Origin of the sequence: Hansschlegelia sp. KR7-227, assembly GCF_049446035.1 — a bacterium.
Classification (GTDB): Bacteria; Pseudomonadota; Alphaproteobacteria; order Rhizobiales; family Methylopilaceae; genus Methylopila.
Window position 1 is genome coordinate 1 of the sequence record NZ_JBMSEA010000005.1, and the last position, 22974, is coordinate 22974.

At 63.9% G+C, this 22974-nt stretch carries 24 protein-coding genes; 19 read left to right on the plus strand and 5 right to left on the minus strand.

All coding sequences use genetic code 11. The features are described 5' to 3' along the window. Both ACO2RJ_RS20140 and ACO2RJ_RS20145 read right to left on the minus strand, forming a co-directional pair. A partial coding sequence (locus ACO2RJ_RS20140; RefSeq protein ID WP_423269968.1) for a HupE/UreJ family protein occupies positions 1 to 428 on the minus strand: 428 nt, incomplete at its 3' end. 52 nt (positions 429 to 480) lie between these two features. After that, entirely contained in the window at positions 481 to 876 is a 396-nt protein-coding gene (locus tag ACO2RJ_RS20145) for a hypothetical protein (protein WP_128778367.1), read from the minus strand. Between the two features lie 93 nt (positions 877 to 969). Between ACO2RJ_RS20145 and ACO2RJ_RS20150 the strand changes: the two genes are divergently transcribed. The 13 genes from ACO2RJ_RS20150 to ACO2RJ_RS20210 all read left to right on the plus strand — a co-directional run bounded on the left by ACO2RJ_RS20150 (position 970) and on the right by ACO2RJ_RS20210 (position 15681). Beyond that, positions 970 to 1248: a metal-sensing transcriptional repressor gene (locus ACO2RJ_RS20150; RefSeq protein WP_128778368.1), complete on the plus strand. Its 279-nt coding sequence runs from the start codon at positions 970 to 972 to the stop codon at positions 1246 to 1248. A 7-nt stretch (positions 1249 to 1255) separates the two neighbouring features. Then, a complete protein-coding gene (locus tag ACO2RJ_RS20155) occupies positions 1256 to 2584 on the plus strand; it encodes an MFS transporter (RefSeq protein ID WP_128778369.1) in 1329 nt (442 codons plus the stop codon). Positions 2585 to 2587: 3 nt separating this feature from the next. Then, on the plus strand, positions 2588 to 3025 hold the full coding sequence (locus ACO2RJ_RS20160; protein WP_128778370.1) for a YqaA family protein: 438 nt from the start codon (positions 2588 to 2590) through the stop codon (positions 3023 to 3025). Further along, the gene (locus ACO2RJ_RS20165; protein WP_423269969.1) at positions 3022 to 3345 is read left to right on the plus strand and encodes a hypothetical protein; all 324 of its coding nucleotides are present in this window, start codon (positions 3022 to 3024) and stop codon (positions 3343 to 3345) included. Before ACO2RJ_RS20160 ends, ACO2RJ_RS20165 begins: the two co-directional genes overlap by 4 nt. Before the next feature lie 324 nt (positions 3346 to 3669). Continuing rightward, on the plus strand, positions 3670 to 3906 hold the full coding sequence (locus tag ACO2RJ_RS20170; protein ID WP_128778372.1) for a hypothetical protein: 237 nt from the start codon (positions 3670 to 3672) through the stop codon (positions 3904 to 3906). A 435-nt stretch (positions 3907 to 4341) separates the two neighbouring features. Beyond that, positions 4342 to 5760, plus strand: coding sequence for a tyrosine-type recombinase/integrase (locus ACO2RJ_RS20175; RefSeq protein WP_128778373.1), 1419 nt, complete (start codon positions 4342 to 4344; stop codon positions 5758 to 5760). 193 nt (positions 5761 to 5953) lie between these two features. Continuing rightward, positions 5954 to 7630 (plus strand): hypothetical protein, encoded by a 1677-nt coding sequence (locus ACO2RJ_RS20180; protein WP_423269970.1) that lies wholly within the window; start codon positions 5954 to 5956, stop codon positions 7628 to 7630. An 11-nt stretch (positions 7631 to 7641) separates the two neighbouring features. After that, positions 7642 to 9696 (plus strand): hypothetical protein, encoded by a 2055-nt coding sequence (locus ACO2RJ_RS20185; RefSeq protein ID WP_128778375.1) that lies wholly within the window; start codon positions 7642 to 7644, stop codon positions 9694 to 9696. Further along, positions 9686 to 10123 (plus strand): hypothetical protein, encoded by a 438-nt coding sequence (locus ACO2RJ_RS20190; protein WP_128778376.1) that lies wholly within the window; start codon positions 9686 to 9688, stop codon positions 10121 to 10123. The genes ACO2RJ_RS20185 and ACO2RJ_RS20190 overlap by 11 nt, the downstream gene beginning before the upstream one ends. Positions 10124 to 10190: 67 nt before the next feature. After that, positions 10191 to 10562, plus strand: coding sequence for a hypothetical protein (locus tag ACO2RJ_RS20195; RefSeq protein WP_128778377.1), 372 nt, complete (start codon positions 10191 to 10193; stop codon positions 10560 to 10562). 138 nt (positions 10563 to 10700) lie between these two features. Further along, positions 10701 to 11105 (plus strand): FixH family protein, encoded by a 405-nt coding sequence (locus ACO2RJ_RS20200; RefSeq protein WP_128778378.1) that lies wholly within the window; start codon positions 10701 to 10703, stop codon positions 11103 to 11105. Next, complete coding sequence (locus tag ACO2RJ_RS20205; protein WP_423269971.1) at positions 11102 to 12532, plus strand: efflux RND transporter periplasmic adaptor subunit; 1431 nt, start codon at positions 11102 to 11104, stop codon at positions 12530 to 12532. Before ACO2RJ_RS20200 ends, ACO2RJ_RS20205 begins: the two co-directional genes overlap by 4 nt. Next, complete coding sequence (locus ACO2RJ_RS20210; protein WP_128778379.1) at positions 12529 to 15681, plus strand: efflux RND transporter permease subunit; 3153 nt, start codon at positions 12529 to 12531, stop codon at positions 15679 to 15681. Before ACO2RJ_RS20205 ends, ACO2RJ_RS20210 begins: the two co-directional genes overlap by 4 nt. On the opposite strand, the gene lspA is transcribed toward ACO2RJ_RS20210, so the two are convergent. The 3 genes from lspA to ACO2RJ_RS20225 all read right to left on the minus strand — a co-directional run bounded on the left by lspA (position 15678) and on the right by ACO2RJ_RS20225 (position 18892). After that, positions 15678 to 16193 carry a signal peptidase II gene (lspA, locus tag ACO2RJ_RS20215; protein ID WP_128778441.1) on the minus strand — a complete coding sequence of 172 codons (516 nt, stop codon included), beginning with the start codon at positions 16191 to 16193 and terminating at the stop codon, positions 15678 to 15680. The two genes, ACO2RJ_RS20210 and lspA, sit on opposite strands and share 4 nt — an antisense overlap. Then, on the minus strand, positions 16183 to 16629 hold the full coding sequence (locus tag ACO2RJ_RS20220) for a DUF411 domain-containing protein (RefSeq protein WP_245479729.1): 447 nt from the start codon (positions 16627 to 16629) through the stop codon (positions 16183 to 16185). The genes lspA and ACO2RJ_RS20220 overlap by 11 nt, the downstream gene beginning before the upstream one ends. Positions 16630 to 16756: 127 nt before the next feature. Beyond that, positions 16757 to 18892: a heavy metal translocating P-type ATPase gene (locus ACO2RJ_RS20225; protein WP_423269972.1), complete on the minus strand. Its 2136-nt coding sequence runs from the start codon at positions 18890 to 18892 to the stop codon at positions 16757 to 16759. Between the two features lie 66 nt (positions 18893 to 18958). Here ACO2RJ_RS20225 and ACO2RJ_RS20230 point away from each other — a divergent pair, with 66 nt between their 5' ends. From ACO2RJ_RS20230 to ACO2RJ_RS20255, 6 genes are all read left to right on the plus strand, one after another. Further along, complete coding sequence (locus ACO2RJ_RS20230) at positions 18959 to 19408, plus strand: MerR family transcriptional regulator (RefSeq protein WP_128778382.1); 450 nt, start codon at positions 18959 to 18961, stop codon at positions 19406 to 19408. A 73-nt stretch (positions 19409 to 19481) separates the two neighbouring features. Further along, positions 19482 to 19868: a DUF411 domain-containing protein gene (locus ACO2RJ_RS20235; protein WP_342633786.1), complete on the plus strand. Its 387-nt coding sequence runs from the start codon at positions 19482 to 19484 to the stop codon at positions 19866 to 19868. A gap of 129 nt (positions 19869 to 19997) precedes the next feature. Further along, positions 19998 to 20810: a YdcF family protein gene (locus tag ACO2RJ_RS20240; protein WP_128778384.1), complete on the plus strand. Its 813-nt coding sequence runs from the start codon at positions 19998 to 20000 to the stop codon at positions 20808 to 20810. Positions 20811 to 20917: 107 nt separating this feature from the next. Next, the gene (locus ACO2RJ_RS20245; RefSeq protein WP_128778385.1) at positions 20918 to 22081 is read left to right on the plus strand and encodes a nucleotidyltransferase family protein; all 1164 of its coding nucleotides are present in this window, start codon (positions 20918 to 20920) and stop codon (positions 22079 to 22081) included. 265 nt (positions 22082 to 22346) lie between these two features. Next, positions 22347 to 22607: a CopG family ribbon-helix-helix protein gene (locus ACO2RJ_RS20250; RefSeq protein WP_128778386.1), complete on the plus strand. Its 261-nt coding sequence runs from the start codon at positions 22347 to 22349 to the stop codon at positions 22605 to 22607. Continuing rightward, entirely contained in the window at positions 22607 to 22813 is a 207-nt protein-coding gene (locus ACO2RJ_RS20255; RefSeq protein WP_128778387.1) for a type II toxin-antitoxin system RelE/ParE family toxin, read from the plus strand. Before ACO2RJ_RS20250 ends, ACO2RJ_RS20255 begins: the two co-directional genes overlap by 1 nt. Positions 22814 to 22974: the final 161 nt, after the last annotated feature.

Sequence of the window (22974 nt, forward strand, 5' to 3'; positions counted from 1 at the left end):
CAGCGCTGGAACGCGCCCATGTTGTCGAGCGCCTTGTAGACGACCGACAGGCCGATGATCGCGTCGATGAGATAACTGTTGATCCCGACGTTGAGGTAGACGCCGAGCAGCATGGTCGTGGAGTGGCCGAGCGCGAACAGGCTGACGTAGAGGCCAATGTCCTTCATTCGGTAGAGGAAGAAGATCACTCCGGCCAGAAACAGCAGGTGGTCGTACCCGGTCACCATGTGCTTGGCGCCGAGATACGCGAAGGAGATCAGGTTCACGCCAGAGATCTCCTGGATGTAGCCCTTGTCGCCCTCCGCGACCGCATGGGCGAGCGCGGAGGCGGGGACGATCAGGGCGGCGGAGACGCCAAACAGGCGCGCGAGGGCGAGGCGGCGCGACGCGTGCGCGTTTGGCCCGCCCCCTCTTGGAGGTAGGTGCATGTGAGGATCCGTTGTTCGTCGATGGGGCCGGCCGCGCTGCGACGGCTGGAGCTCAAGCGGCGAAGGACGGTCTCGGTGGACGCTTCAGGCCGGAGGTGAGCGAGTCGCCCCCGGTCTGAGCGACGGCTGACAGCGTAACCGACCGGGTCGCGGGCAAGGCCTGGGCGAGGAAGGACGGGGGCGCGCCCGCCTTGTCGTGGAGGTGGTCGGCGGAGTCGTGCCCGTGGGTGTGTCCCGGGCTCTGCTCGTCGGCGTCGCCCTCTTCGTGGGCATGGCCGTGCTCGGCGATCTCGGCGGCGAGCGCCGCGTGCCGTTCGGCCTCGGCGGCGGCCAGCGCCAGCGGGTCGTGCGAGGCGGAATGCCCGGTCGGCGCCGACAGGACGGCCAGCGCGATCGCGAGCACGGTCGCGATGCGCAGCGTCCGGTCGAGGAGGCGCTTGATCGTCATCGGGCCGGACCATAGCTGCGTCGCCGTCCGCCCGTCGAGGCCGCGCCCCGCGACGCGTTGCCATATCCCCTCCAGGGGGATAGGACAGAGTTCATGTCCGAGCCGCATCTTCACGAGAGCCACCCGCAAGTCGTCGCGCGCCTGAAGCGGGCGCTGGGGCACCTGCGCAGCGTCATCGAGATGATCGAGTCCGGGAAGCCGTGCGTCGATGTCGCCCAGCAGCTCTACGCGGTCGAGAAGGCCGTGGCGCAGGCCAAGCGCGCGCTTATCCAGGACCACGTCGACCACTGCCTCGAGGACGCGGCCGGGACGCAAGGCCGCGAGCAGCGCCGCTCGCTCGACGAGTTCAAGGCGATCACCAAATACCTGTGAGCGCGCCGTGCTGAGCGTACTGTCGAACCGCACCTACCGACGCCTGTTCCTCGCGCAGGCGATCGCTCTGATCGGGACCGGGCTCGCCACGGTCGCGCTCGGGCTGCTCGCCTACGAGCTTGCGGGCAAGGACGCGGGCGCCGTGCTCGGGACCGCGCTCGCGATCAAGATGCTGGCCTATGTCGTGGTCGCGCCGGTCGCCGCAGCCTTCGCCTACCGCCTGCCGCGTCGGACCATGCTGGTCGCGCTCGACCTCGTGCGCGCCGCGGTCGCGGTCTCGCTGCCGTTCGTGACGGAGATCTGGCAGATCTACGTCCTGATCTTCTGCCTGCAGTCGGCCTCCGCCGCCTTCACCCCGACCTTTCAGGCGACGATCCCGGACGTGCTGCCGGACGAGCGCGACTACACCCGCGCGCTGTCGCTCTCGCGGCTCGCCTACGACATGGAGAGCATCGTCAGCCCCATGCTTGCGGCCGCGCTGCTGACCGTCGTCGGCTTCCACGCGCTGTTTGCAGGGACCGTGGTCGGCTTCCTCGCCTCGGCCGCGCTGGTGGTCTCGGTCGCGCTGCCGACGCCCAAGTCCGCCGAGCGACGCGGGATCTACGACCGGACGACCCGCGGCGCGCGGATCTACCTCGCGACGCCGCGGCTGCGTGGATTGCTGGCGCTGACGCTCGCGGTGGCCGCGGCGAGCGCCATGGTCATCGTCAACACCGTCGTCATCGTCCAGGCCGGGCTTGGCCTCGGCCAGTCCCAGACCGCGCTCGCGCTCGGGGCTTACGGCGCCGGCTCGATGGCGGCCGCCCTTTCTCTGCCCAAGGCGCTCGACCGGATGCCTGACCGGCCGGTGATGCTGCTCGGCGCCACGCTGCTCGCCATCGCCCTCGCGCTCGGCCCGGTCGTCCAATCCTTCGGCGCGCTGCTGGCGCTCTGGTTGGCCCTCGGCGTCGGGACCTCGGTGACGCAGACGCCGGGCGGTCGGCTGCTTCGCCGTTCCGCCCATGCCGAGGATCGCCCCGCGGTGTTCGCCGCGCAGTTCGCCCTGTCGCACGCCTGCTGGTTGCTAACGTACCCGGTCGCGGGCTGGGTCGGTGCGAGGGCGGGAATGTCCGTCGCGTTCCTCGCGCTCGCAGGCGTCGCTGCGGCCGCCGTCGTCGCGACGTTCATCCTGTGGCCCAAGGCGGAGGACGACGCGGTCGAGCACGCCCATCCCGGCCTCGACCCCGACCATCCGCATCTCCGCGAAGCGCCGGCCGCCGGGCACACCCACGTCCACACGCACCCGATCGTCATCGACCGCCTGCATCCGCAATGGCCCGACGCCGGGCGCTCCTGAGCCGTGGCCGACCTCGTCGCCTATCTTGGGCTGTTCGCCTCGGCGTTCGCCGCAGCCACCATCTTGCCCGCACAGTCGGAAGCGCTGCTGGTCGGGCTCGTGCTGTCCGAAGCGCAGCCCGTCTGGGCGCTGGTTGCTGTCGCGAGCGTCGGCAACGTCCTCGGCTCGATCGTGAACTGGATCCTGGGCCGACAGGTCGAGCGCTTCCGCGGGCGGCGCTGGTTCCCGGTCTCGGACGCGGCGCTCGAGCGCGCCAAGGGCTGGTATGGAAGATGGGGGCGCTGGTCGCTGCTTTTGAGCTGGGCGCCGATCGTCGGCGATCCGCTGACACTGGTGGCGGGCGTGCTGCGCGAACCGCTGTGGTCGTTTCTCGCCCTCGTCACCCTCGCCAAGGTCGGCCGCTACGTCTCGCTCGCCGCGATCACAACGGCCGTCGCATGAGCCGCCATGCGCCTGTCACGGTCGTGGGCGAGGCCTCATCCATGGGATCGATCGTCGAGCGCCAGAGGTGGCTTTACGGCGAGGTGGTCGCCGCGCTGAACGGCCTCGCGACCGAAGGGCTGACGGGCACCCCGTTACTGGTCGCCGCCGCGTTCGGCTTCGGCTTACTCCACGCCTTCTCGCCGGGCCACGGCAAGGCCGTGATGACGGCGCGCTACGCGGGCGAAGGCGGCGCGCTCGGCGCGATCGCGTCGACGGCGTTGCTGATCCTCGTCCACGCAACCCATCGAGCTGAATATTCGCTTCTAACGCGGCACTGAACGTCGGCTTTCGGGTCAAGAGCCAATTTCAGCTGATGGTACGAATGGGCGGCCTGCGGTCGTCGCGGCGCGCTCAGCCTCGAGCATCAGTTGGCGTCTGTAGAAGGCCGGGCCGGTGAGAGCCGTAGGAGCTTGCAACACGCCTACTGGGGCGTCGAGCGCGAAGCGTCAAGCCTGGAGAGGTCGGGCGGCCGAACGACAAAGCTGGGCCGGCGAACGTCATTTTGGTCTCTTTCTCGTCAGGCCGCTACGCCGATACGGGCGCGACGTCTATACTCTAAAAATTGAACACTGAACACATACACCCCATATAGGGTTCACTATATGGACACACCAAAACGTTCACGTCAGATTTTCGGCGCTATCGCTATTGCTGATTGGCATTTGAATTTGAGTATCCATATACAAAAACCAGCGAAAGGCCCGCTAATCGCCGAATTGGCCATTGGGGCTCATAAAATCTGTTCTTCCCTCTGGAAATTGAAAAAGTTTGACGCTCATACTGCTGATAGCTGGCATGTCACAAGCGACAGAGAAGAACACATTGTTGATTTTTTATAACAAAGATATAAAAATACATTTTCGAAATGTTACGGCATAAAGATATTATAGAGCGCCTAAACATAAATTGAAATGGCTTTTCAGAAGCTCGACGAAGCGGAATATACTTCTAAAACTTGACCCGCGGCTCCTGAGCGCATGCCTTCTGCCTCGCTTGGCGACTTGACATCGCATCTGGAGAGGCGAACGATCACCTCCGCTCAGTCGGGCTTCGCAAAAGCGTGGTCCCTTCGTGCGTCTGGATACAGGCGCTACGCCCTTCCGAGCGCGGGTAATCCGCGCATCGTTTAGCGATCCGGAAGACGGGCTGTCCCTCAGCAAGAAGCGTGTGGAGATCGGTTCGAGAATGATCGCCGCCTGCGCGGCGTATCCCTCGATCGATTTTTCCGCCTTTCCGATCGGCAAGGATTCCGCAACCTGCGGAGGGGTACGCTTATGCCTACACCACCGGTATTGCCCGGCCGAGCGGCTAGCCAGACCGCCTATTCGTTCAAGGCCAAGCGACAGCTGATGTCACTTCCGCAAACCCTCGTCAGGCGCATCCGTTCGGTCGCCAACGACGAAGCCGTTTTTGACGCCGCGCTGATGCGCGGAGTTTCGATGCCGACAGGCTTCGTCATGCTCTTCGACAGTGACTTGGTTCCGATCACGCCGGCGAACCAATTCATGCGCAATCGCTGCGTTCAAGCTCATAAGGGGGAGCGCTGGAAAAATACGCAGGCGGCATACGCCGACGATCTGGCTCAGTGGTGGACGTTTTTGGCGGTGACGGAGATCGCCTGGAACGCCGTCGAGAAGGACGAGGTGGCTTTCTATGCCTCCACGCTCGAGGAGGCGGTTTCGCAGATCACGCGCGTTCACTACGCGGGGAAGACCATCGCCCGGCGGGTAGGGACGGTTCTCGAATTTTATCGATGGGCCTTTCGGCAGGGCCTCACCCATTGGGATCCCGGTTTCGTGCCCCGGCGATTGCTTGGAGCAGGATCAAATCATGATCCATCCAGAGGCGAATTGGCCGACGCAGTGTCGGGGTTCGCCAAACGGACAAAGGACCAGACGTTGATCGAGCCGGAGCATTTGGTCGCGCTCCGCAGCGCTCTCGGTCCCTCTCCCTACCAGGACTGTGGTGAGAAGCCGACCCGCGACAGGCTCATGGTGGAATGTGCTCTGCAGTCTGGCATGCGAGTCGAGGAGGTCTGCTCTCTGACGATCCATCAGGTCGAGCATGCGTTTCAGAAGGCCTCCGGAAAGGACGACTGGGAGCTTGTCGGAATATTTTTGCCGGTAACGAAAGGCAACAAGAGCGGCACGATCCTCATGCCGGTGATCCTTGTCCGGGCGTTGCATTCCTTCATGCTCGGACAGCGCCAGGAGATCGTGAATGCGGCCCGAAACCTTGGGAAGTTCAGCAAGGCTGAGCCGACGGCGTTGTTTCTCAACGACCTCCACGCCAACAGTCGTGACATAGGTAGCCCCATCAAGACCGACACGGCGATGCGCGCCTTTACGAAGGCGGTTCGACGCGCCGGCCTACTTGTGCCTCGCGCCAGGTTCGTCCTCGATCCCGAAACCGGTCATCCGATCACAGACGAAAAAACCGGCGAGAACGTCATCGAGACCGTGCTGGTCCCTGCGTATTCGTTCCATCAGTTGCGCCACACCTTCGCGGTGACTTCCTACAGCGTCAACAAGTCGGTGAATCCGAGCGCGGCGATCCGCAAGGTTCAGTCTCGCATGAGACACAGCACCCGCGGGACGACGGAGAAATATTTGCGCGGCTTGCAATCACAAGAAGCAGAGATGGCCGATAAGTATCACGCGTTCATGTTGGGGTTGGCGGATGAGCGTCGCTAGTAATCAGGCTCGAAAGATTGTCCCGGGAGCTCATTTTAAGCGGGCGGCTTCGGCTGTAGCTCTTCGCAGAGCGGCGGTCTCACCCGATCCGTTTATATCGCACGTGGAAGCGCGTGACGGTGTTGCAGTTTGCAAGATACGCGATATTAACGGCGTCCTGTTTGAAGCATTTCTAACGCGAAGGCTTGAGTGCATGTCACTTGCGCAAGCTTTTGGAGACTACTTGTCCAAAGGCGGCACTCGGGCCCGACAGCAGTCGTCTATTCACAAGATGGCTGATTATTTTGAGTTTTTTACGAACTTTATTGTCGATTATTATGGCGGGACACAAAGCGATTTCGGCGTATCTCATCTTTCAGTGAGCGTGATGAGAGATTATGAACGTTGGCTGCTGGAATACAGATACGAAGACAAAGCGAAGATCGTCAAATCTCTTTCGCCGCAAACTGTCGGTATTCGATACAACGCGATCCGTCAGTTTCTCAGGTGGTGTCGGTCGGAAACCAGGTTCGAACTAAACCCTACGATCGATCTCAACCGAACTGTCGCACGGCTTCGCCACCATAAGATTCAGCCCAGAGATCCGCTTTCCATCAGCCAGCTCGCCCTTGTGCGATCGGCGTGTCTACAGGAGATAAGATCGACTGTCGCTTTGCTGAAGCGAGGTCAAGATATCAAGATCGACAATTCTATAAGTGTGCCGCCGGCCAACGCGCCGATGACTGCCTATAAGGATATAAAGACCGCTATCAAAACCATTTTCGTTGCATATGGTGGGCTTATTATTGCCGGTGAACAACTTAAGAAAGAGCGCCCGGGTCTCGAAAGAGCGATGCGTCACTACTACTCGACGGACGACGTGACTGCATATCTGTACTTTAATAGACGCATGATTGCGCCTTTTGTAATCATGATCGCTATGGACACCTTCTTCAACGCGACCACCGTTCTAAGTTTGAAGTGGAGCGATATTCGGGAAGACCATGTCTTTTTCGGAGAAAGGCGTTGGGTGGTCGGAGGCGAGAAGCCCAGAGCCGGGAAAAGGCAGGAGCGGTCATTCGCTTCGGGGTTGACTGATCTATCCAGCCCCGTTCGTCTGTTGCTCATACTTCGTGAATACAACAATACAGTCTATAAGCGGCTACCCGCATCTCAGAATGACTATGTCTTCGCCTATGAGTCGAAGACCCGATATGCGGCGACGTTTCTGCATGACGGCAACCGTCTCAATAATAAACATTGGCCTGGAACTCTTCAGGAGTTTTGCGACCGCCATAAAGGGATTGAAAGTTTTGGTCTGTCCGGCCTGAGAAAAAGCGGCGCTGAGATTACCTACTTTCTTTCAGGGGGTGACATGCTCGCTGTTCGGGATGTCATGAACCACAGCTCGGTCAACACCGCATATACACATTATAGCTCTGATGGGTCGCGGAAGCTGGCTTTGGAGGCGTTGGCGCGCGCGATGGAGTGGCGGGAGCGGTATCTCGCCTCAGGAGGTAAGTCGGACGCGCGAAATCCGGTCCATATGGGCGGCCCGCGCAGCGCAGCGACGCTCGGGTTCAATTGCTTGGAACCAGCATATTCGCCGGTCGTCGGACAAGAAGAAGGAAAGGCGTGTTCAGCCTACGGGTATTGCCCCGCCTGCCCATTGAGCTGGGTGGATCTCAATGACCCCGTCGCTTTGGTGCGGCTGCGGCAGCTGCGGCAGAGGATTGTCGAGGCGCGCTCGGAAGTCGCGCCCCAGCGCTGGCTCGTCGAGTGGGCGCCCCAGCTGAAAGCTTTGAATGAAGGGTGGTTTCCCAAGTTCAACGCTCATGTCGAAGCCGAAGCCGACAGCATGTTGCTGCCGTCTCTTCCCACGCTCGATTGAGGCGCTCCGACATGACGCAAGAACAAGCTTACTCAGGCGGCAGCGCCATTGAAAGCTGGCCTCAGCAGGTCACCAAATTCAGCGCCTGGTCTGACGACGTCTGGACTTATGTCGTCGAGACGGCAGGCTACAAATTTACTGCCGTCAACTGGAAATTTCCGATGACGGACGGTTCCTGCAGCACCGATGAGCAGTGGCGAAACATTGTCGAAAGCTGCAAGAAATTCGTTTGGAGCTTGATGGTTCAGAACAGTCGTGGAGCGCCACCGAAGGCGTTGACGATGCCGAAGATCTCGATCGCCCTTCGCGCTGTCATACAATGGATGGCTGAGAGCGGCACGCCAAACTTTGCTGCGATTGATGATCTCGCGGTCGTCGATTTCAAGTCGTGGCTGACTGAACGAAAGTTCATGCAAACGTCGTCGGTCAAGACTACTCAGAACGTAGTCAATTCGTTCGATATATTGCCGCGAATATACGAACAACGGTTTGCGTTGTCAGGGAATCCTGAAGACGTGATGCCACGTCACCCTTATGGCGGAGAGTCGACCCATAAAGTCGTGCGGGAATTGGGCGCGACACGTCCGTCACAAAAGCGCCGATTGACGCCTGACGACGTCGTGCTTGCGGTGCTGAACCGGGCCTGTTCGTGGCTTGAGGCGCCGGCGCGCGACCTGCAGCGAGTTCTGGATCTGTACCTGTTGGCGATCGGAAGCGCCGGGAAGCAGGACAGATACGAGGCGGGCGATGACGCAATCCGAGACTTTGTCTTCGATGACGGCGGATCGTTGCCCGAGCCATGGCGACCTGGTTTCGCAGACGAGACCTATCAAGATCGCGGCGGCCTGCAGAGGCCCGACAATTACAAGACGAAGGCCACGCCCAGACGAATACTTTTTGGGTTGATCAAGGAATTTACGATCGCATGCTCGCTGGTCCTTCAGGGATTGATCGGGATTCGTAGCACTGAGATCTGCGGGCTGTGCTCCGAGCCGCGCGACTCTGACGCAGGTTGGCCAGCCTGCCTCACCATGGAGACCTCCGACACTGGCTTGCAGGAGATTTTCTACCTCAAGGGGCGCGTCTACAAGAGCGAGAGCAGTTTCCGCGAAGTCCGATGGATTGCAGGAGCACGAGCGGCAGGGACGGAATACGTTCCGCCGGCGGTCGGCGCGATACTTGCGCTCGATAAGATCCTTGGTTCTTGGCGCAACGGCCAGGAGGCAAAAGAGCTCTTTCTGTCGCTCAATGAGTCGAACTCGCTCCGTGATTTCAAGTCAGGTCCGTTCCAGATTTGGGCGCTCTTGCGCGGACAGAAAGCGTTTGTCGCGAAATACGTGGAGATACCTGGAGAGAATAGCGATTGGAGCATCATGCCTGCGCAATGGCGGCGAGCTTTTGCGATGTTCATGGTGCGGACGGATGAACGGTTGTTGGCTGCCGTCTCGGATCACTTCAAGCATGTCAGCATCGCCGTCACCGAGCAGGGATATCTGGACACGGACCCGGAACTGCTCGGCATTATCGACGACGTCGACGCGATGATGGGCGCGCGAAGATTGGCCGGTATTTTTGACGGCGACGCCGTCGCGGCCGGCCCGATGGCCAAGATGTTCACCGAACGGAAAAATGAGATTGAGGCTTATCTGGCGACGTTTATAGAGGCCAAGGACCGGATCGAGGCCTTTCATCAGCTCATTCGGCAAGAGAACCTTCGCCTCTATCCAGCAGAGTGGGGGGAGTGTTTCTTTCGTCCTGAGACGGCCCGTTGTCATTATCAGGCTGAAGGAAGCTTCCAGCTGTCACAACGCTCACCAAACTACGTCATTCGGCGTCCGGAGATTTGCTCCGGCTGCGCAAATCTGATGGTGACACAAGATCAGGTCGAATTCTGGCGCAAAAGACATCTCAAAAATCTCGAAGTGAAGCGCGAACACGGTTCTGCAGGTGGAGGCGGCATGGTCCTGGTCGCGGAAGAGCGGCTGAAGACATCGTCGGCCGTGCTGCGCAAGCTTGGCGTCGATGTCGCGGCTCTCGAAGCGAAGGAGGTTCCTCATGGCTGCTGACGAAAATGATTTCATGGCGGCGTTGGCGCGGCTGGAGGCGGGCCGGCCGACCAACAGGGCTCTGATTCAGCGTGCGGCGCGCGGCAGATTGAAGATCAACATCGTATCGGTCGCCATCGAAGCGGGACATAGCAGGACTTTGATCGGTCACGCCGGCTGTCGATTTCCTGCGGCGCGCACCGCGATCCTGGCAAGTATGGCTCGGGTCAAGAAGTCGCCCGCTGGCCGTGTCACTGCTCTGGACGCGATCAAGGCACTGCGGGAAACCAATGGAGAACTCGAGGCGGAGAATCGTCTTCTGGCCACAAAACTGGTCGAGGCGATGGGCGTCGTCACAAAGTTGCGGGAAAGGCATCAAATCGAGCTCCGTCGGCTCGAGGGCAGGCTGAGGAACCAATCGGCTGTCGACGGTGCGGCGCGAGCCTGATCGACAAGTCCGCCAATATGAGAGTGGATTTGGTTCAGTCGTCTTCCCGCGGGCGGAATTTTGGCGCATGCTCATCGGCATGAATACGCGCGTCTGGTTGCGGCGATTGCTGGTGTTGATGCTGATGATCGGCGTCGGCGCGGTTTCGCTTGCGCCGCAGACCGCCGTGGCCGGTGCTGCGATGTTTGCCGCTATGGTCGCCGTCGAACCCGGCGTGGCCGAAATGCCCTGCTGCCCGGACGACGCTCCGGTGATGCCGGACTGCCAGAAGAGCTGTCCGTTGCTCGCGACCTGCATGACGAAGTGCGCCCCCGCCGCGCCGATGGCGGCCATGACCAGATCGCATCAGACCTTGGCTCTGTCAGTCGTCCGCCCTGGTGACGACGCCGCCCGCGCCGGACCGGTTCCGGGACCGCCGGCCCGACCTCCCCGAATCTGAAGTCCGTCCGCGGCGCCTCAGGCGCCGTATCGCGCCGTGCGGGTTTGAAAGCCCGCGCGGTCTCGAACCTGTGGCCGCAAGGCTACGGGAGACAAGTCCGGCCGAACGCCGGACGCCGACGCACTTCGGATTTCAGCAATGTCCAGGCTCCAAGGTCGGCGCTCGCGCGCCGCGATGCTGGCCGCCGTCATCTCGGCCGCCTCTCTGTCTCCCGCGCTCGGCGACGCCGCCGATTATGAGTTTCAGCTCGTAGAAAGCGTCGCCAAAGTGGGTGAGGCCGTTGTGGCGGTGCGCCTCGTCGACACGCGGACCTCAAAGCCCGTTCCGGACGCCGTGATCTACGCGACCCGGATCGACATGGCGCCGGACGGCATGCCCACCATGTCCTCCGCTATCGCCTCCACGCCCTCCGACCAGCTCGGCGTCTATCGGTTCAAGACCAAGCTCACGATGGAGGGCGGCTGGCGGCTGTCGCTCGCGGCCAAGGTGCAGGGCGAGACCGGCACGGTCGAGGGCAAGCTCGTGCTGCAGGCCAAGCCATGAAGGCGGCGGCCTCCGTCGGCGGGATCCTGCTGGCCGCAGCCCTCGCGGGCGGCGGCTACTGGGCGGGGCAGCGCGGCATGGCGCCGGGCGCAACGATGGTTCAGGCGGAAGATCGATCCGCTGCGACCGCCGCGGCCGGCCCGATCCTCTACTACCGCGACCCGGACGGCCGCCCGGTCTACTCGGCCGCGCCCCGGACAACCCCGGACGGCAAACCGTTCGCCGTCGTGCGCGTGGGCGAGGACGTCGGCTTCGATCCCTCCACGGGCGAGACCGTCGCGGCGACGTCGGCGGCGGCGCCCGCCGCCGCTTCGGGGCCGTCCGGGGACCGCATCCTCTATTACCGCAACCCGATGGGCCTGCCGGACACCTCTCCCGTTCCGAAGAAGGACTCGATGGGGATGGACTACATCCCCGTCCGGGAGGGCGAGGACGATGGCGGCGCGGTCATCGTCAGCCAGGGCAAGCGGCAACGCTCGGGCGTGCGCACGGAGAGGCTCGAGCGCCGGACGCTCGGCGCGCCGCTCCGGGCGAGCGGGTCGATCCAGCTCGACGAGCGCCGTGTGTCGGTGGTGTCGGTTCGCTCCCAGTCCTTCGTCCAGAAGGTCGAGCAGGTCACGACCGGCGAGCCCGTCCGCAAGGGCCAGGTCCTGATGCAGGTCTATTCGCCCGAGGTCGCGGCGGCCGCGGCGCAGTTTCTGTCCGTGGTCGGCCAGCCCTCCGGGGCCGGGCGCGCGGTCGTCGACGGGGCGCGGCGCCGGCTCGAGAACCTCGACGTGCCCGCCGCGGTGATCGACGCCATCGCCGCCTCCGGAAAGGTGCCTGCGACGATCGCCTGGCCGGCCCCGCGCGACGGGCTGATCCTGTCGCGCAATGCGGTCGACGGCATGCAGGCGATGCCAGGCGACGAGATGTTCCGGCTCGCCGACATGTCCGTCGTCTGGGCGCTGCTCGACGTCGCCGAGCGCGACCTGTCCAAGGTGGCGGTCGGCCAACCGGCGAGCGTCCGGCCGCGCGGCGCCGACGGGACGATGACCGGGCGCGTCGCCCTGATCTACCCCGGCGTCAACCGCGAGACCCGCACCGCCCGCGTCCGCGTGGAGCTCTCGAACCCGGATCGCGCGCTGTTGCCCGACATGTATGTCGAGGCCGAGATCGCGACCGGAGACGGCGGCGCGGTGCTCGCGGCGCCCGACAGCGCGGTCCTCGACAGCGGAGACCGGCAGGTCGTGCTCGTCGAGACGAGCGACGGCAGGTTCGAGCCGCGACCCGTCAGGCTCGGTCTGAGGAGCGAGGGCTTCGTCGAGATCAGGGAGGGTCTTGCCGAGGGCGAAACCGTCGTGGTCGGCGCCAACTTCCTCATCGACGCCGAGAGCAACCTCAAGGCCGCGCTTTCGGGCCTGACCGCGCCGGAGAACCCGAAGTGATCGCCCGGCTCATCGCGTGGTCGGCACGCAACCTCGTGCTGGTGCTGGTCGCGACCGCCTTCGCCGTCGCCGGAGGTCTGTACGCGCTGAAGACCCTGCCGCTCGACGCCATCCCGGACCTCTCCGACGTCCAGGTCATCGTCTACACCGAAGTCCCCGGACAGGGGCCGCAGGTGGTCGAGGACCAGGTCACCTATCCGCTCACGACCGCCATGCTGACCGTGCCGAAATCGAGGGTCGTGCGGGGCTTCTCGTTCTTCGGCGTGTCCTTCGTCTACGTCATCTTCCAGGACGGCACGGACCCCTACTGGGCGCGCTCCCGGGTGCTGGAGTTCCTGAGCGCCGCCGCCCCGCGCCTCCCATCGAACGTCACGCCGACGCTCGGGCCGGACGCGACCGGCGTCGGCTGGGTCTACCAATACGCCGTCATGGCGAAGAACCAGACGCTCGCCGAGACCCGCTCGACCCAGGACTGGCAGGTGCGCTTCGGGGCGTCGGCCGCCGAGGGCGTCGCCGAGGTCGCGAGCGTCGGCGGGTTCGCCAAGCAGTACAACGTGGTGGTCGACCCGCAGCGCCTGCGGGCGCTCGGCGTCCCATTGTCAAAAGTCCGCGACGTCGTCCGCGGCAGCAACATGGACACGGGCGGCCGGACGCTCGAGCTCAGCGAGTTCGAGTTCATGGTCCGGGGCCGCGGCTACCTGAAGAGCGTCTCCGACATCGAGAACGCGGTCCTGAAGGTCGACGGCGGCGCGCCGGTCCTCGTGAAGGACGTCGCCCGTGTCGAACTCGGGCCCGACGAGCGGCGCGGGATCGCCGAACTCAACGGCGAGGGCGAGGTCGCGAGCGGCATCGTGCTGCAGCGCTTCGGCGCCAACGCCCTCGACGTCATCGACAACGTCAAGGCGAAGATCGCGGCCCTCATGCCAAGCCTGCCGGCCGGCACCGAGATCGTGCCGGTCTACGACCGCTCGCAGCTTATCGAGGCCGCGATCGAGACGCTGAAGTCGACGCTCGTCGAGGAAAGCATCGTCGTCGCGCTGGTGACGATCGTGTTCTTGGCTCACGTCCGCAGCGCCTTGGTCGCGATCCTGATGCTGCCGGTCGGCATCCTGATGGCGTTCGGAGCCATGAAGGCGCTCGGCATCGGGGCCAATATCATGAGCCTCGGCGGCATCGCGATCGCGGTCGGAGCGATGATCGACGCCGCGATCGTCATGATCGAGAACGCCCACAAGCATCTCGAGCGCGCGTCTCCGGGCAAGCCGCGGGTGGAGACGCTGATCGAGGCGGCCCAGGAGGTTGGGCCGTCGCTGTTCTTCAGCCTCCTGATCATCACGGTCTCGTTCCTGCCGATCTTCACGCTGGAGAGCCAGGAGGGACGGCTGTTCGGGCCGCTCGCCTTCACCAAGACCTTCGCGATGGCGGCCGCAGCGCTGCTGTCGGTCACGCTCGTCCCCGCGCTGATGGTGATTTTTGTCCGCGGCCGCATCGTGCCTGAACACAAGAACCCCTTGAACCGAGCGCTGATCTGGCTCTACCGGCCGGTCATCCGCGGCGTGCTCCGGGCCAAGACGCTGACGATCCTGCTCGCCGTGGCCGCGCTCGGCGCATCGTGGTGGCCTGCGATGCAGCTCGGCTCGGAGTTCATGCCCCCGCTCGACGAGGGCACGCTGATGTACATGCCGACCACGCTGCCCGGCATCTCGGTCTCGCGCTCCACGGAACTGCTGCAGACGCAGGACCGGATCATCAAGTCGTTCCCGGAGGTCTCATCCGTCTACGGCAAGGCCGGCCGCGCTGCGACCGCGACCGACCCGGCGCCCAGCGAAATGACCGAGACCATCATCAACCTGAAGCCCAAGGCCGAATGGCGGCCGGGCGTCACGACCGAGAGCCTCAAGGCCGAGATGGACAAGGCGCTGCAGTTCCCCGGCGTCTCCAACGCGTGGACGATGCCGATCCGCGCCCGCATCGACATGCTCGCGACCGGCATCCGCACGCCGGTCGGGATCAAGGTGTTCGGATCGGATCTCGTCGCGATGGAAAAGCTCGCGCGCGAGGTCGAGCAGGCGGTCAAGACCGTGCCGGGGACGTCGAGCGCCTACGCCGAGCGCGTCATCGGCGGTTACTATCTCGACATCACGCCTGACCGCTCGGCGCTCGCCCGCTATGGGCTGATGGTGAGCGACGTGCAGGACGTGATCGCGACCGCGCTCGGCGGCGAGACCGTGACCACCACCGTGGAGGGCCGCGAGCGCTACGCCGTCAACATCCGCTACCCCAGGGATCTGCGAAGCGACCCGCAGTCGATCGGCCGCGAGGTGCTCGTGCCGATGGCCTCAGGCGGCACGGTGCCGCTCGCTGAGGTCGCGAGCATCAAGCGCACCCGCGGACCGACCTCGATCCGCACCGAGAACGGCCGGCTCGCGATCTACATCTTCGTCGACATCGTCGGCCGCGACCTCGGCGGCTATGTCGACGACGCGCGGAAGGCCGTGGCGGAGAAGGTCACGCTGCCGACCGGATCGTCGGTCGAGTGGAGCGGGCAGTTCGAATATCTCGAGCGCGCCGAGGCGCGGCTGAAGATCGTCGTGCCGCTGACGCTCGGCCTCATCTTCCTGCTGCTCTACCTCAACTTCCGCCGCCTGACCGAAACGCTGATCGTCATGCTGTCGCTCCCCTTCGCGCTGGTGGGCGGGCTCTGGCTGATGTGGTGGCTCGGCTTTAACCTGTCGGTCGCGGTCGCGGTCGGCTTCATCGCGCTCGCGGGCGTCGCGGCCGAGACCGGCGTGATCATGCTGATCTACCTCGACCACGCGCTCGCGGAGCTGAAGGCGCGTCGCGCCGCCGAGGGCAAGGCGCTCACGCGCAACGACCTGACCGAGGCGATCATGGTCGGAGCGGTCGAGCGTGTGCGTCCCAAGCTGATGACGGTCGTCGCCATCATGGCCGGGCTGCTGCCAATCCTCTGGAGCACCGGGGCCGGCTCCGAGGTCATGCAGCGCATCGCTGTCCCGATGATCGGCGGCATGGTCTCGTCGACCGTGCTGACGCTGGTGGTGATTCCCGCGGTCTATGGATTGGTGAAGGGGTATGGGCTCGCTACGGAGGCTGGGCGCATGACCCATCTGCCTCAAGGATTGGATTAGACGTCGCCGTCGGCGGCTGGGCTTCGTCCGGCGACCGCGTCGAACAAGACCAGGCACACGCCGAGGGTGATGAGGACGTCGGCGAAATTAAACGTGAAGAGGCTGACGTCAAAGGGGTGAAGGTGAAGGAAATCGGTCACCGCACCGTTCGCGATGCGGTCGACCAGATTTCCGATCGCCCCTCCGACGATCAGCGAGAAACCGAGGCGCTCGGGCGTGGTGGTCGCCCTTACGAGAAGCCAGCCGACGAACAGCGTTCCGGCGAACTGGACGAGGATCAGCAGCAGGAGGGCGCCATTCGCTTCCGCCGGAAACAGGCTGAAGCTGATCCCGGTGTTCTCCTGCAGGTGAAGACTGAGGAATGGCAGGAACGGCGTCGACCCATCGCCGATCCCGGCCTTCGCCACGCCCTTCAGTAGCAGGTCCGAGGCGGCCGCGGCGAAAACAGATCCGACGATCTTTGCATGCCGACGTTCGAACGCGTGCGCTTTCCGACGCCCGTCAATCCCCATCGATGCGGCTCGCCGGATAGCTCGCGAACACCTCGGCGTCGCCACCTCGCTTTAGCAGCAGGACCTCATATGCCTCGGCCTTCCCCGGCATGCCGGGCGAACCTATCGGCATGTCCGGGACCGCCAGTCCAAGCGCATCCGGACGCTCGGCGAGAAGGCGGCGCACCTCCCGGGCGGGCACGTGTCCCTCGACAATATAGCCCCCGATCCTGCCCGTGTGGCACGAGGTCTGACCGACCCGCAGTCCCGCCGCGAGCTTGTCCTGCATCAAGGCGCCCATCGGCACATCTTCGGCCTTCACCGTGAAGCCGTTCTCCTCCATGTGGCGGATCCAGCCTATGCAGCACCCGCAACCGGAGGTCTTCTTGACGGCGAGTTCGTCGGCGGCCGCCGCGGCATGATTTAGCGCGGCCGCAACCACCAAGCCCGCGATCAATCCACTCCGCTTCATTGCAGCGCCCCTGTCGTCCAGTCGGCGATGAGCCGCCGCAGCTTTTGGATCTGAATTTCCTCGGCCTCGTGCAGGTCGAGCGAACCCATGAAGGTCTTTTCGGCGTTCACCCTCATCGAGCCGGCGCCGAGGGATCGAAGCGCAGCAGACGGAGCGCGTTCGCGGTGACCAGCACCGTCGCCCCGGTGTCGGCGAGGATCGCCATCCAGAGCGGGGTGGCGCCGATCAGGGTCGCGACCAGGAACGCGCCCTTCAGCCCGAGCGACAGCGCCACGTTCACCCAGATGTTCGACAATGTGGCGCGCGAAAGGACGACGAGCTCCGCAACGCCGCCGACTCGATCCTTGAGCAGCGCCGCGTCCGCGGTCTCGAGCGCGACGTCCGTGCCGCCGCCCATCGCCACGCCGACCGAGGCTGCGGCGAGCGCCGGGGCGTCGTTCACGCCGTCGCCCACCATCGCGACCGGACCGCCGACCCTCAGGGAGGCGATGGCCTTGAGCTTAGCGTCCGGAAGGAGTTCGGAGCTGTGGGCCACGCCGAGGTCCGCAGCGATGGCGGCCGCTGCACGGGCGTTGTCGCCGGTGAGCATGACGGTGTGCAGGCCAAGGTCGCGCAGCCGCGCCAAGCCTTCCCTGGCGTCCTCGCGGGGGCGGTCCTTCAGCGCGATCAGGCCGAGCGCCCGCTTGCCGTCGCTGACGACCACCACGGTCGCACCCTCGGTCTCGAGAGCTGCGACGCGTTCGGTCGCCTCGGGGGTCAGGAGCCCTTGCTCGGAGGCGTGCCGAGGCGAGCCTACCGAGACGAAGCCGGACGACAGCCGGGCAGTCACCGCCTTGCCCGGGACCGCGGTCCCGCCACCGAAGGCGCGGGGGATCTCGATCGCCCGCGCCTCGGCCTCCTCGACTATCGCAACCCCGAGCGGGTGGCTGGAGCTGCGCTCAACCGCCGCGGCCTTGGCGAGGACCGTCTCCATCGCGCCATCCAGCGCCACGACGTCGACCACCTTCGGCCTTCCCTCGGTCAGCGTGCCCGTCTTGTCGAACGCGACCGTCTTGACGCGCCCAAGGGCCTCGAGCGCCACCCCTCCCTTGATCAGCAGCCCGCGCCGCGCGCCGGAAGCAAGACCCGACGCGACCGCCGCAGGCGTCGAGATCACCAGAGCGCAAGGGCACGCGATCAGCAGAACGGCAAGGCCGCGGTAGATCCAGGTCTGCCAATCGCCGTCCACCAACAATGGCGGAACCACGATGACGGCGAGCGCGAACGCCATGGCGGAGGGAGTGTACCAGCGACTGAAGCGCTCGATGAAGCGCGCCGTCGGAGCCTTCGATCCTTGCGCCTCCTCGACCATGTGGACGATGCGGGCGATCGTGTTGTCGGCGGCCGCTTTGGTGATCGTCACGTGTAGCTCGCCGTTGGCGTTGACGCTGCCCGCATAGACGTCGGATCCAGCCTCCTTGAGGACTGCCCGGGACTCGCCCGTGATGGGCGCCTCGTTCACCTCGGAGGTCCCGCTCGCAACCGTGCCGTCCGACGGGATGCGGTCACCGGGCCGGACCAGCACGAGGTCGCCGACCTCGAGGTCGGAGGCCGGTACCGTCTCGATCGCGCCGCCGCGGATGCGCCGGGCGGAGCGCGGGATCAGGTCGACGAGCGCCCGGACGCCGGCCCGCGCGCGGCTCGCCGCCACTCCCTCGAGCAGCTCGCCGACGGCGAACAGGAACACCACGACGGCGGCCTCCGGCGCCTCGCCGATCGCGATGGCGCCGATGGCAGCGACGGACATGAGCGTCTCGATACTGAAAGGGGTGCCGTTGATCGCGCCCATGACAGCGCGGCGGACGATGGGAACGAGGCCGAGGGCGGCGGCCGCCACGTAAGGCCATTCCGCCCAGCCGGGCTCGGCGAACGACAGGCCCCAGGCAGCGGCGAGCAGCGCCCCGGCCGCGAGCACGAGCCTCCCCTTTGAGGAGGCGTGCCAGGCGCCGTCGTGGCCGTCATTTTCGCTGGAGGTCTCGCCAGGAGAGGCCGAGTCGGACGCCTTGAAGCCAAGGCTGTCGATCTTGGTGCGAATTGTCTCGCGGCTGGTGCGGTCCTCGTCGACGGTGATCGACATCGTGGAAGCGGCGACGCGGACATCGACCTCGGCGACCCCCGGCAGGCGACGCATCGCGGTCTCGATCTTCGAGGCGCAGGATCCGCAGTCCATGCCCTCGATTCGGAGCTTCAACGTGCTGGCGGCCGCCATGTCGTCACCTCGACAAACCTGATGTGACGCCCGATATGGACCCTGTAGCAGCTACAGGGTCAAGCGATGTCGGACATCCTCGCGATCGGCGAACTGGGTCGGGCCACCCACACCAAGGTCGAGACCATCCGCTACTACGAGCGCATCGGTCTGCTGGCGGCCCCGCGCCGCACCTCGGGCAACTACCGCGCTTACGACGGATCCCACCTGAACCGCCTCAGCTTCATCCGTCGCTCTCGCGATCTCGGCTTCTCGCTTGAGCAGGTGCGGGCCTTGCTCGGTCTCGCGGACCAGAAGGACCGTTCGTGCGAGGCGGTCGACCAAATAGCGCGAGGACACCTCGCGGAGGTCGAGCGGAAGATCGCCGACCTCACTGCGCTAAAAGGCGAACTGGAGACCATGATCCACCAATGTGGAAGCGGCGTGGTCCGCGACTGTCGCATTATCGAGACGCTGTCGCCGGACCACGTCGCCGGAACTGCAACCACTGGAGGGACCTCTGATGCGAGCCATTGACCGAAGAACGTTGGGCGTACTCGTGGTTGGCGCGTCCTTCGTCGTCTCTGGCTCAGTCCGCGCGGCGCCGATTATGACCGTCCACAAGGATCCGACCTGCGGCTGCTGCGAGGCCTGGGTCGCGCACGTCCGTGCCGCGGGCTACGAGGCGCGGGTCATCGAGGTCGCGGCCATCAACGCCATCAAGGCGAAGCTCGGCGTGCCGCCGGGCCTGAGGTCCTGCCACACGGCCGAGATCGACGGCTACGTGCTCGAGGGTCATGTGCCTGCGACTGCGATCGCGAGGCTGTTCGCTGAGCGTCCGAAGGTGCGGGGTCTCGCGGTGCCCGGGATGCCGATCGGCTCGCCCGGCATGGAGGTTGAGGGTCGCGATCCTGAATCCTACGACGTGATTGCTTTCGGCGACGGTGAACCCAGGGCCTTTATGAGATTCAGCGGAGGCGTCGCGCACTTGCGCTAAAGGACGTCTTTATGGGCTAAGGCCCAACTTCGGGTACCAGGGCCGACGTACAAGCCTCTTGTACCGACAAGCGTCCCGCGTCGACACAGCGCGGCTGCGACGCCGCCTGAGGCCCATGAAGAGGCGATCATGTTTTTTGTGATTTCGAAGCTCGTGGAGTCTTTGTTGTTGCCGTCGAACATCGTCGGCGTGTTCGCTCTTTTTGGGCTTGTGATGTTGGTTTTGAGGCGTCGCCGGCTCGGCGTCGGTGCGCTTGCTGTCTCAGCGACTTTGCTTCTTGCGTTCGGTTGGGCGCCGGTCGGCGCTGCGGGCGTACTCGTGCTCGAAAACAGATTCCCGCAGCCGCGGATCGAGGAGCCGATCACGGGCGTGATCATGCTCGGCGGCGCAGTCGACACGCATATTTCAGCCGATCGTCGGGCCGCCGCCTTGAATGAAGGGGCCGAGCGTCTGACCGCCACCGCGGCGCTCGCGCGCCTTCATCCTCAGGCGAAGATTTTTCTGTCAGGCGGCGCCAATCATCTGCTTCAGTCGCAACCGCTGACCGAGTCCCGGATTGCGCGTGAGCTTCTTGTCGCGATCGGGGTTCCACCCGACCGGATCTTTTCGGAAGAGCTGTCGCGCACGACTCTTGAGAACGGCGCCAGAAGCGCCGAGGCGCTCAAGCCGGTCTCTGGAGAGCGCTGGCTGCTGGTCACTTCAGCCTCCCAGATGCCTCGAGCGGTGGCGTCGTTTAGGGCCGCCGGGTTCGCTGTGATCCCCTATCCCGTCGACTACCGGACGCAGGGTTCTGCGGACCTATCTCGGCCGACCCGGTCGATTTCGGAGGGCCTTGAGCTGTCTGATCTCGCCGCCCATGAGTGGGTTGGATTGTTGGCGTATTGGGCCTTGGGCCGGACCAATGAGGCATTTCCCACGGCCGATGAAGCCATTGCAAAATAAGGAGATTTCAGGCCATATACTAAAATCGCAAAATTAGTATAACGATCTTGATCCGCACCAAAAATCGAGTTATATTATTTTCGCGAAACTAGTATAACGATCTTCCAGTGAAAACCATCGGCCACGTTTATCGGACACTCTATTCCGAGCTCGCCCAACGCAGCCTCGACGCGCGTTTTGCGAGCGACTTCCCGGCGGACGGACGTTTCGTGCCCGTAACGGTCAAAGACCGGAAATACTGGTACTTCGATCGCCCTGCGGCAGACGGATCAGGCCGGCAGGACCGCAGTTATGTCGGACCAGCCGACGACGAGGAGATCAGCAAGCGCGTCGAAGCCTTCAGGGATCTGAAGGCGGACGTCCGTGAGCGAAGAAAAATCGTGTCGACCCTGACGCGAGAAGCCTATCTGCCGCGCCCCGACAAGATGGCGGGCGACATCGTTCAGGCGTTGGCTGACGCCGGCTTCTTCAGGCTGAGAGGCGTTCTTGTCGGGACCGTTGCGTTCCAGGCCTATTCAGCCATGCTCGGCGCTCGGCTCGACAACACGGCCATGCTGACGTCCGACGCCGACTTCGCTCAGTTTCATTCGATCTCGGCGGCGGTGGGAGACCAGCTTCCGCCCGTCGTCGACGTTCTGAAAGCCGTCGATCCGACCTTTCGCGAGATCCCCCATATGAACGATGGGCGGATGACGACCCAGTTCGTCGCCAGATCTGGATACAAGGTTGAATTCCTGACGCCGAACCGCGGATCCGACGACAATTCCGGCGGGCCGGCCCCCATGCCGGCGCTTGGCGGAGCCTCTGCGCAACCGCTTCGTTTCCTCGACTTTCTGATCTACCAGCCCGAGCGTGCGGTGCTCCTGCATGGCGCAGGCGTGCCGATCCTGGTTCCGGCGCCGGAACGCTTCGCGATCCACAAGCTCATTGTGGGTTCACGGCGCCGCGTCGATCGAGACGGCACGGCGAAGAGCGCCAAGGACCGCCTGCAGGCGATGACGCTGATGACCGCGATGATCGAGCTCCGCCAAAAGGAAGATCTAGCGGAGGCCTACATGGAGGCCTGGGACCGCGGGCCCGCCTGGAAAGAAGCGATCCTCGCAAGCATGAGGACATTTGACGCCGACTCAGCCGCTCACTTGCGAAAAAACCTTGGCGCAGGCGTGCGCGCTCTCGGCGGTGAGGAGACCGAATATGGCCTGGAGGACCAAGGGCGAAGGCAGATCGAGCCGGTGACGCCTGCTTCAAACAAAGGCGACGGCGCCGCCTAGAATCCACTTTTTGTAATCGCAGTCGCTCGACCTGTCGAAGGCGCAGACCCGGCATCTGGTAGCAAACGCACGGTGCATTGCGCCCCTCATTTCTGCTGATGGCGCTGGCCGAGATCGGCCACAAGCCGTCAGCGATCTGGAAGGGCTACTTGCAGAGATCAAAATCGAGAATTCCGCCCAGACCGTCCTAAGCGCCGGCACCTGAAGATTGACAATCGCCGTTTTGTAATACTATGTATTACATTATACGCAAGGAGCGATGACAATGGCTAAACCCGAGCTGTCCGATCCCATCACGCTGCGGATCCCAGTCGACGTATTGGCTCAGATCGAGTCGATCGCAGAGGTCACCGACCGCTCGCGCAGCTGGGTGATGGTCCGAGCACTTCGCATCTACCTGGCCAACGAAGGCGGCAGCATTCTTGCGGTGAAGCAAGGACGCGAGCAAATCGCCCAAGGCGACGTCCACGACTTCGATGACGTCCTCAGCGAGATCACCGACATCGTCAGCGGCAAGGCCGCGTGATGAAGGTTCGCATATCGGAAATGGCGCGCACCTATCTGCGGAAGGAAGCTGCATATCTCAAAAAGAACAGCTCGCAGGCCGCAGCTGAGTTCCAAGAGAGAATGAATGCCGCTCGCCGTAATTTGGCGCAGTTTCCGAACATCGGTCACGAGGACACGCGTTGCAGGCGAAGGGCTCTCAATGCCTCATCACTGGCGATTATTTGATTAATTACGATGTTGCAGCCGACGAAATATTCATCTCGTCGATAGAGCACGGCCGGAACCGGCCTCTAGATCCCGCTATTGAAGACGATTTCGATTTTGAAGAGAATTCATCAGACAAGCCGGGACCATAGACCTAGCCAAGTCTGACCTGATCTCAGCGT

What these genes read in the sequence shown, in the direction of transcription:
- ACO2RJ_RS20145 (WP_128778367.1), bottom strand. Translation starts at nt 876, where the DNA reads ATGACGATCAAGCGCCTCCTCGACCGGACGCTGCGCATCGCGACCGTG.
- ACO2RJ_RS20150 (WP_128778368.1), top strand. Translation starts at nt 970, where the DNA reads ATGTCCGAGCCGCATCTTCACGAGAGCCACCCGCAAGTCGTCGCGCGC.
- ACO2RJ_RS20165 (WP_423269969.1), top strand. Translation starts at nt 3,022, where the DNA reads ATGAGCCGCCATGCGCCTGTCACGGTCGTGGGCGAGGCCTCATCCATG.
- ACO2RJ_RS20170 (WP_128778372.1), top strand. Translation starts at nt 3,670, where the DNA reads ATGGACACACCAAAACGTTCACGTCAGATTTTCGGCGCTATCGCTATT.
- ACO2RJ_RS20175 (WP_128778373.1), top strand. Translation starts at nt 4,342, where the DNA reads ATGCCTACACCACCGGTATTGCCCGGCCGAGCGGCTAGCCAGACCGCC.
- ACO2RJ_RS20180 (WP_423269970.1), top strand. Translation starts at nt 5,954, where the DNA reads ATGTCACTTGCGCAAGCTTTTGGAGACTACTTGTCCAAAGGCGGCACT.
- ACO2RJ_RS20185 (WP_128778375.1), top strand. Translation starts at nt 7,642, where the DNA reads ATGACGCAAGAACAAGCTTACTCAGGCGGCAGCGCCATTGAAAGCTGG.
- ACO2RJ_RS20190 (WP_128778376.1), top strand. Translation starts at nt 9,686, where the DNA reads ATGGCTGCTGACGAAAATGATTTCATGGCGGCGTTGGCGCGGCTGGAG.
- ACO2RJ_RS20195 (WP_128778377.1), top strand. Translation starts at nt 10,191, where the DNA reads ATGCTCATCGGCATGAATACGCGCGTCTGGTTGCGGCGATTGCTGGTG.
- ACO2RJ_RS20200 (WP_128778378.1), top strand. Translation starts at nt 10,701, where the DNA reads ATGTCCAGGCTCCAAGGTCGGCGCTCGCGCGCCGCGATGCTGGCCGCC.
- ACO2RJ_RS20205 (WP_423269971.1), top strand. Translation starts at nt 11,102, where the DNA reads ATGAAGGCGGCGGCCTCCGTCGGCGGGATCCTGCTGGCCGCAGCCCTC.
- lspA (WP_128778441.1), bottom strand. Translation starts at nt 16,193, where the DNA reads ATGGGGATTGACGGGCGTCGGAAAGCGCACGCGTTCGAACGTCGGCAT.
- ACO2RJ_RS20225 (WP_423269972.1), bottom strand. Translation starts at nt 18,892, where the DNA reads ATGGCGGCCGCCAGCACGTTGAAGCTCCGAATCGAGGGCATGGACTGC.
- ACO2RJ_RS20230 (WP_128778382.1), top strand. Translation starts at nt 18,959, where the DNA reads ATGTCGGACATCCTCGCGATCGGCGAACTGGGTCGGGCCACCCACACC.
- ACO2RJ_RS20235 (WP_342633786.1), top strand. Translation starts at nt 19,482, where the DNA reads ATGACCGTCCACAAGGATCCGACCTGCGGCTGCTGCGAGGCCTGGGTC.
- ACO2RJ_RS20240 (WP_128778384.1), top strand. Translation starts at nt 19,998, where the DNA reads ATGTTTTTTGTGATTTCGAAGCTCGTGGAGTCTTTGTTGTTGCCGTCG.
- ACO2RJ_RS20250 (WP_128778386.1), top strand. Translation starts at nt 22,347, where the DNA reads ATGGCTAAACCCGAGCTGTCCGATCCCATCACGCTGCGGATCCCAGTC.
- ACO2RJ_RS20255 (WP_128778387.1), top strand. Translation starts at nt 22,607, where the DNA reads ATGAAGGTTCGCATATCGGAAATGGCGCGCACCTATCTGCGGAAGGAA.